The organism is Acinetobacter stercoris, assembly GCF_900323515.1.
GTDB classification, from domain to species: domain Bacteria; phylum Pseudomonadota; class Gammaproteobacteria; order Pseudomonadales; family Moraxellaceae; genus Acinetobacter; species Acinetobacter stercoris.
In genome coordinates, this window is sequence record NZ_OOGT01000170.1 from 1 (window position 1) to 9,034 (window position 9,034).

Consider the following 9,034-nt stretch of genomic DNA (forward strand, 5'->3'; position numbering starts at 1 on the left):
TATTACTAGTAGTATCATCAATTCCATATTTATTCAAAAATTCTTTGATGTCATCTAGTTTATGTTCAATAATAAGTGTATATATTTGTTTAAAATTATTTTTTTGCAATTCTATTCTCCTTAAAAATAATATTTAACAATCGAATGCTTTAGAGGCTTCATGTTTATGAGATTGATTTTCGAGTGGATCTTCGACCTGATATAAATCAGGATTATTCATTCTATCATTAAATTCTTTCTGTGTTAGTCCATCAATTTCAGCTTTTTCAACCTCATACCTATGTTCATGACCAGGAATGTGTCCTAAATCATATTTTCCATCTGCCAAGCTATAAGGTCTCATTTTATCACCAGAAATTGCTTTACCTGTATTAGGGTCAATAAACCTACCATTTTTGATTGTTGCTTTCGATTCAACTGCTTGACGGGTTGATTTACGAATATATGGTCGTCTTAATTTTGCTAGCCCTAATCTATCCACCCACTCCACTGGATTCGGTGCATACTGAAAATGATTTTCACCACCGAGCAATCCTATCGGGTCATGAGAAATAAATCGTCCCATATCAGGGTCATAATACCTAAAACGATTATAGTGTAAACCAGTTTCAGCATCATAAATCTGACCTTGAAAACGGTGTGGTTGGAGTAAGTATGCTTGTTCTATTGAGTTTAGCCGAATTGGGTTTAACTCTTGGGCAACTTCCTGCCATTCAACCGTAACCGTATTTCCCCAAGCCTGATACACCGCTTCCCAAGCGATATCACCCTCATGTGAAGTTAACTCTCTTGGGGTACCCAAGTGATCATTTTGATACCAATACACCTGATGTTGACTATGCTTGGGTGGTTCATCATTTGAAGCTTTTAAACTACTATCTAAATCACCTAATCCAAAATCACCCAAATTTTGGAGTGCAATTTTTTGCAGTTCTTCCAGTTTTATTTGTTTATCGTGCGTCTCATCATTCGCTGCAAACTCCAGTTTTTCATCTAACCAGACCAACCGTGCCAATGGCACAAAACTATCAGCTTCATAGACTGTGGTAAACACATGCGTACCGTTATAGTCCTGTAATATCCGATTGCCATCCCAAACATTCCAGACCGATTGTTTTTGCATCAGTCTGGTTTGCTTACACTGTACCGTTTTTGTCGCCCGAACAGATTTTTCCTGCCATGCTGGTGTCGGTACACTGGATAGACTCAAGTTATAACCTGAACCTGAGCTAAGGGATTGTTGCGGTGTGGTCTGTGCCGGTTTTTGTCTGACTTGTTGCGTAATCAGTTGTTCCTGATAAATCTGACTTTGTTTGGCGATACGGCGTCCGAATGGATCATAATAATATTGGGTTTTGATGATTTCTTTGTTGCCACGTCCATCGGGTTTATTGGAGATACTCTCGATGAGCTGGTTTTGTTCATCCCATTTTAGATCGATTTGCCGTGTCGTGAACTGGTTTAATATATGTTTTGAACTTAAATGCCCAAAGGCTTTGGCATCTTTGATCTGGATGCGTTTTTGAACTACACGTCCCAGATCATCATAGTCATAATCAACGATTTGATGATCTTGCTCGATATGTCTAACACGGTTGTCTTTGATTTTGTTTTCATTGTGAGCGGTCGCAATAGGTAAAATATTGCTTGCTGGGTCAAAGGCAAATTTTTCCCGTATCTGGATATAGTTTTCATGTTGTCCGTGTGAACTCAGTTCACTGGCAGTCAATCGAGAAAGGACATCGTATTGGTAACTCTGTTTGCGTTGCCAACTTTGGTTTTGGGTTAAATAGCGTTTATCGAGAATTTCTGTGAGTTGCCCTGCCTTATCGTATTGATAAGCTCTTTCCAGACGTTTTTGCTCTGGGTTATTACTATGTGTGACTGTTTGATCGAGCAAGCGTCCCATTTTATCCAGCTGGAACAGACTTTGTAGTTGCCCTTGTGTCCGCTCAATTTCCTGATGTAGATCATCCCGTTTTAAGCTACTGATCTCGTGATGCCCTTCACTATCTTCGAGCGCATAGTTCCATGCATGCCCTGAACCATAATACATGGTTTTGATCTTGCGCCCATCAGGTAGCGTAGTTTCTATGCGATTGCCCAGTTCATCATAAAGATGAGTCAGCGTATGAGTACGTTTGATATGTTCTTTATTTTCCTGATCAAACCAGTGTGCAATCAATTGTTCTTTGTTGAGTTGACCGATTTCGCCATAACTGAGTTTGACATGGCTATGTTCATTTCTGGCTTCGATCATTTGACCTGCAAGATCATAAGCATAGCGTATGCGTTTTTTTTCAGTCAGATCATGATGATCTACGATGTATTGTTCTAGCAGCTCTCCCAGTAAGTTGCGTTTAAACAAAGTACTATAACGGAGCTGTTGATGCCCATTATATTGTTGATGTTTGATCAGTTGCCCTGCCGGACTGTATTCGTATTTGGTACATACACCATCAAAAGTGGTTTCAGCGATCACCCGATCATTACTATCATATTCTAAAGTCCATGTTTGACCATTTTCATTGATCAACCCTGTAAAGCGGCGTAAGTTGTCATATTGATAGGTCACTATCCCATTCGCTGCATCTCTACGCCGGATCGGCAGGCTGTCATAGCTATATTGATAGCTGGTAATTCGTCCCAAAGCATCCCGATACTCGATCAAACGCTCAAGCGCATCGTATTTAAATCGTTCGCTGCTTTGATCAGGATAAATAATCTCACATGGCTGAGTCTGTCGTGCATAGTATTTAAACTGGGTCACATCTCCCAGTGCATTATGCACATGGGTTAAACGACCATAATCGTCATATTGGTATTGGGTGATTTTACCGCTACAGTCCTGATATTTTTTTAAATTCCCGTAGTCATCCCACTGCAGACGCTTATGTCCTCCTTTGGCATCTGTGATGGTGTAGGCAAAACCTTTAGGTGTATATTTGATTTGAGTTTGATAGCCAAGTGCATTGGTTATCACTAAAGGCTGTCCAGCAAAATTATAAGCCGTAGTTTCAGTATTACCTAAAGGGTCGGTAACTTTGGTCAAGCGTCCTTTTGTCCAGTTGAGCGATATTTCTCGCCAAACAGGAAGTTTGGTTATTGGGTCATAATGGATTAGGCTTCGGATTTTGCTTAGTTCGGCACCACTATATTGATATTCTGTGATCGCGCCATCCGCATCAGTTTTTTTCAATAAACGTCGATAATGATCATATTCATATACTTCTTCAAAGCCTGCCGAATTCACAAACTTGGTGAGTTTTTTCTTTTTATTAAAATAGAATTTCTCAGTTTTCTGGATATTTTCAGTTGGGTTATAAATAACTTCAGTATATCCCTCAAAATATTTAAATAAAAAATGCTCACCAGTATTGGAGTTGCTTTTTATGACCTTTCCTTTGGGGCTATATTCATCGTATTCATAATAACTACTCACGCCACCAATTTGATGGTGGGCTGTCATCATGTGATTTTTCCATTCAAACTTTCGTGTCATCCTCAATTTATATTCAGAAAGTGTTTTGGCTTCCACAGGACTATCATCGACATAGACATGGATTAGATCTGCTTCATTTGAATAATCATACCGAACCAGAACTTTGCCATTTACATAATCATCGATATCTTCAAGCTCAATATGCGCTTGACGTTCTGCTCTAAAAATCCGTTCTGGAATGCTCAATGCTACGCCTGTTTTTTCATCTACATGACTCAGCTCATCCAGTTTTCGGATATGTTTTATTTCTCGTAAACGAACCTGATTTTTGATTGTTATAAATTCGAGTGCTAACACCCGATTTGCACAATCATAAATATGACTTGGGTAGTTTTGATAGATTTCATCTTTATGTAGATACTCAAGCCCAATCTGATTACCATAGAGATCATGCATTCCTGTACATAAAATTAAATGTTCAGGCTTAGTCGTTATATTTTTTACTTGATGTTCAAACTCATAAAAGACTGAAGCATTTTCTATCGTGCCTAATGCAATTTTAAAGTTATAAATCTGATCTGTATTTTCTTCATTTATTTTCATTCGAATCAAGGTGAAATTTTCATAAACTGAATAAAATTGATCACTTGGCTCCAAATATGGAAATGAAACTACTCTTCCTAATGGTAAAATAACCTCAATTTTTTGTTGAGCAGATAATACCCGGATTTGAATACTAAAAGTACTATTCCAGCCTTGTCCATACCAGGTATTTGGGTGACTTTCCGTACCAACCAAGCTATTACTTGCATAACTCCGTTGCCATATGACGGGCAAAGCCGAATGAAGCTCAAAATCAGTGTCCTGATCACCTGTTAATATCTTGCTCCCTTGTGTTGGGCTGATGGGGCGACCAACTTGAGGATAAGGACAGTCAATATTGCTATCACCATCTTTTCCTTTGCCCTTGACACTTCCTCCATCAGCTTTTTTAGGTACAGGAACATTATCAGCTTTCTTGGCGACTTTTGCTGCATCTGCAGCTTTATCGGTTGCTTTTAAGACATTTCGCCCAGCTTTTGCTGCTGTGGCTCCCCAGCCTGCAAAAGGTATCATTGCACCAAATGATAGTGCAGCTCCAGCATAGTCCCCTCGTGCAAGCGATATTGCACCATTGACGCCATCAGCAATTTCTCCCAGTCCTGGAATTAAACCGACAATATCTAAACCCAATTGTAGTTTATCTAGCCATGACGATTTTTCTTCTTCTGGTTTAGCTGTAACTGTTATAGTTGGCAATATTGCTGATTCTTTTACAACAATACCTTCTGTATTTCCTTTACCCTCCGAACCATTCATAGAAAAAGTATCATCTACTCTGACAATACGTTTTCCATTAATGGTATAGCTTGAGCTTTTATCAATTGGATAGCACCTGTCACCAACAGTACCACTTTTTATTCCTTTCGCTACCCCAGCCTGATCACCCAATGTCTTTGAGATGTAACTTTTATTATGCAGTAATACTTGGTGACCATTTGCATTTACATTAGTCGAGACCAGTTGAGCATCGGTTAGTTTAGCTGTGACTGGATAAGGTACAGGTGGAGTTGAACTTCCCATTGGCGTTTTGCAAACATCTGGCATTGTGGAAACAACTATCCAGCCTGATTCTTTTCTTAATTGTAGATTTTCAGCCATTATGTATATCCAAAATTATTCTAATTTTTCAATCAACCATTTCAAATAATGCGCCTTCAGCTTCATTGCTAAAATGAGTTTCGACGCGTGCCAGTGGTGCTGTATCAGAACGAATCCAGGATTTATGGGTCAAACTGATGATCATGTTATCGGTGTCTATCAAAACAGTTTCAGTGATCATCGGAAAAGGTACCATTTCCCCAGTTTTAAAATGCAAAGTGATATAAGGTCTATGCCCCAAAAAGTCGATACAGACATAACCCTGATTTGAAAATTCAGGCCTTGTTAAATTCCAAAGTTCCAAACGGGAATTTGGATAAAAAAAATCAACTTGTTGATCAGTTGGTGCACCATTCCAGTAACCATAATCAGTATCCTGTGGTGGATATGGGTGTTGTTCTTCCAGCCATTTTTCATCATACGTACCTGCCAGAGCCAATCTAGGTGCCCATGCGCGCCCCACAAAGCCAAATCCAGCAGGTTTGTATGCATAATTTGCACTGATTTTTGCCATTTGTTGTGCTGTCAGGTCAGCCTTTTTAGGATGCTTGTTTATTGCTGGTTTGGGCTGCCGTTGCAGATGATATTCAATCCTTGGAGTCGGGATATGTTTATAATTTTCTATTTTTTCTTTGCGTGATCTTTTACTATTTACTTTTTCACATTCATCAAAATAATCTTTTTCTATCCAGCCTGTACCTAAAGGATTCGTAAAGCAAACTTGGTTAAAGACAGGCTCTCCTAACGCATTTGCATGCCTATAAAGAATATTTGAACCACCGAAAGCATATTCCCAACGAATAGGAAGCTCAGTAAATGTTTTGATATTTGTTCTTTTCCAGCCAGGTAATACAGCATTGGGGCTAAATTCACTTTCCCCCAATATGCTTAATGTCTTTTCAAGCTGAACTGTATACTTTATTTGCTGTTGTTCTTTGAGTTCACACTGATATTGTCTTTGTTCTTGCTCCCACAGTCGCTTTTGTGTATCGGTCAAAGGCATATTAGGATTCAGAGGTTGAGGTTTTATTGGTTTTTTAATTTCTTTTTTCTGTTCAGGAATACTCAAACGTATACGGACAGCGAGAGCCTGCATAGGCTTATAATCAGGTGTATAGGCACTGCCATTTAGGATAATATCACACCTAGGTTTATATGGAGCAAGGTCACTTTCATATTTAACACTACTTTGCCCCAAGTCTCCCCAATATTCATCTTCAAAGCAAAGTGGAACGGAGCCATCAGTAATCAACTCTAGGCCCCAAGTAGATGTATCTAGCCGAACTATCTTATGGCTGACTTTCATCACAACAATCCGATGCTCTTTACGGTCTGGATCGGCTGCTGCGTAACAGAGTGCAGGAAAAGGCGTCTGGTTTTCAAAGTTCATGAGTAAATATCCTTAATATTATGTATTAGTTGATATCAACATCATCACCATTGATTTGGACAGGACCACTTCCATCAATCAATATTTTGTGTCCATTTAATGTGACAGTGCCATCTGATTTAAGAACAAAACTTGATGCACCAACACGCACTTCAAATGTATCTCCAACTTCTATGCTAAAACTTTTACCGACATTAATACTTTTACTCATTCCCACTTGCTCAGCCTGTGCTAAGCCAACAGCAGTATTCATTGCCCCAGCAACGGTAACTACATGCCCCGCTCCGACAGTTACTGCATAAGCAGCTCCAACATTTAAAGCTTTGGCAATAGAGACAGTTTCTACTTTATTCTGACCTACACTGACATTTTGATTTTGTCCGACTGATAGTGTTTGATTTTGGGATATCGTTGCATTTTCATTTGCTGTGACAGTTTTTGTTCTATTTTGCTGGATACTAATATTTTCATTACCTGTGACGGTTTCTGTTCGATTCGCTCCAATACTAATTGTTTCATTTTTTCCAACGGTTTCCGTTCTATCTGTACCAATGGTAATAGTTTCAGTCTCACCTACAGTTTCAGAACGGTTTTTTCCAATACTTACTGTTTCATTGCTACCTACCGTTTTAGAACGATCCACACCAACAGAATGAGATTCATTGTTCTCAACTTCTATTCGTTGATCTTTTTCGGCATGTATCCAGACTTCTTCGGCCCCTTTTTTATCTTCAAAGCGGATTGCATTGGCATTTTCCGGTGTTGCACCTACAGATGACCGGGAAAGAATACCCGACTGAGTCGCATTGTTTGGTAAATCCCAAGGTGGCAAGTTATCTTCATTGTAAACACTGCCTGTAATTAATGGTCGATCGGGATTACCATCTAAAAACTGGACAATAACCTCCTGTCCAATACGAGGAATTGAAACCATTCCAAAATTACTGCCTGCCCAGGCACTTGCGACACGTACCCATGCAGAAGAGTTCTCATTTTTTTTACCTTTTCGATCCCAATGGAACTGCAATTTGATCCGACCATACTTATCTGTATATATTTCTTCACCAGCAGGCCCAACAACGATTGCTGTTTGTAAACCGTAAATATAGGTAGGTTGACTATTAATATATAGCTGAGGAACCCATGGAGTCTCTCTTTCTATGCAGGTTATTTGGCAATGATATTGTGCTGATTTTGTTTCAGTTTCAAATAAATAGTTATTCCCTGCTGTATGGTACAAAGCAGTGATCAGTAATTCTTTTTCTCCAGTTTGATCCTGAGCATTAAAACGCGTTAATTTAAACCAATGCCCTATTTCTGCATAAGCATCGTTAGCTGTAAGGTATTTTTCTTGATGTGTAGCAAAATCAGCTTTACTTTTGATAATTAACTCTTTTTGACCTTGAGTAAAATCTTTAAAACCATATCCGCCCTGGTATAGATAATTTTCAAGTGATGTAAGCTGTTGAGGAATGTTAGTCACATCAAAATCAGCCTGCAAGAAATCTGGTGCCTTAAAATCAAAGCTGGATGAAGAAAATTGAGTAAACTCCATTCGGGTACTATCTGAGTAAGAAATTACCCCAACACCCGTATTACTTGCTTCATTTCCACGCCAGATCAAGGCATTATTGCTGGACTGCACTGGCTGGCAATTTATAGTTTCATCACTGATGTGCAATGTATGACCGTCTTTCCGATGTTCATACCAATACGTCCAACCTGCTTTTTCCCATTGCCTATGTAAATAGTTATAATCACTTTCATTAAATTGAACAGAAAATGTTGTTTCTGCATCTTCCCCATGAATATCCCAAGCAACATCATGCTGAATACATTGATCAAAAAGCTGTGTACTCCGTGCTTTTAAATTCATTTCCTGAAAAATCTGACAATCAGTTCTGTATTTTAAGAAAGTCAGCCAGGGTTTTAACAACATTTCAAAATGTGAAAATGCGCCATTATTTTTTATAAATTTAAANTTAAAGACATAACCATTAAAATAACGTGATGATCCATCATGACGCATACACTCAATAGTCGCCATTTTCCCTAACAAATCATCTAGTTTAATATCTGAATTATCAGATAAAACTTCAACTTTTATTGTGAAATCATGGTTAAACTTTTCTTCGACATTAATAAAATTGGCAACCAACTGGTTTGCATATTGAACGTCTTGATTTGGAAATGTCAGTGTCAACATTCTATTTTGTTGAGAAACTGATGCTATCAATTGCTGAATATTTTTAGTATATTGCATGAAATTTCAACTTAAATTAAAAAATATTAAATTTTGATGTGAAATATAAATGAATAAATTTAATTATTTACGTTATGTATCTTCATTTTACTTAAAAAAATTTTTTTTCTAGTCTTATTTTAATCTTAAGAATCAGGTAAGGGTTTGATTTTAAAGTGTCTGGAATATTAAATGTATCTAAAATAAGTGTAAGAAAATATTTTGTGTTTAATTCAACAATAATGAAAGAAATATCAAT

3 protein-coding genes are annotated in these 9,034 nt (G+C 38.0%); all 3 read right to left on the minus strand.

What is annotated here, in order from left to right; all coding sequences use genetic code 11:
- Window positions 1-133: 133 nt before the first annotated feature.
- From KPC_RS15025 to KPC_RS15035, 3 genes are read right to left on the minus strand one after another with little or no spacing between them, the layout of a single operon-like run.
- Window positions 134-5,143, minus strand: coding sequence for a PAAR-like domain-containing protein (locus KPC_RS15025; protein ID WP_121975173.1), 5,010 nt, complete (start codon window positions 5,141-5,143; stop codon window positions 134-136).
- A 28-nt stretch (window positions 5,144-5,171) separates the two neighbouring features.
- On the minus strand, window positions 5,172-6,533 hold the full coding sequence (locus tag KPC_RS15030) for a DUF2169 family type VI secretion system accessory protein (protein WP_121975174.1): 1,362 nt from the start codon (window positions 6,531-6,533) through the stop codon (window positions 5,172-5,174).
- 25 nt (window positions 6,534-6,558) lie between these two features.
- Window positions 6,559-8,796, minus strand: a complete 2,238-nt coding sequence (locus KPC_RS15035) for a type VI secretion system Vgr family protein (RefSeq protein ID WP_121975175.1) — start codon at window positions 8,794-8,796, stop codon at window positions 6,559-6,561.
- Window positions 8,797-9,034: the final 238 nt, after the last annotated feature.

What these genes read in the sequence shown, in the direction of transcription:
- KPC_RS15030 (WP_121975174.1), bottom strand. Translation starts at nt 6,533, where the DNA reads ATGAACTTTGAAAACCAGACGCCTTTTCCTGCACTCTGTTACGCAGCA.
- KPC_RS15025 (WP_121975173.1), bottom strand. Translation starts at nt 5,143, where the DNA reads ATGGCTGAAAATCTACAATTAAGAAAAGAATCAGGCTGGATAGTTGTT.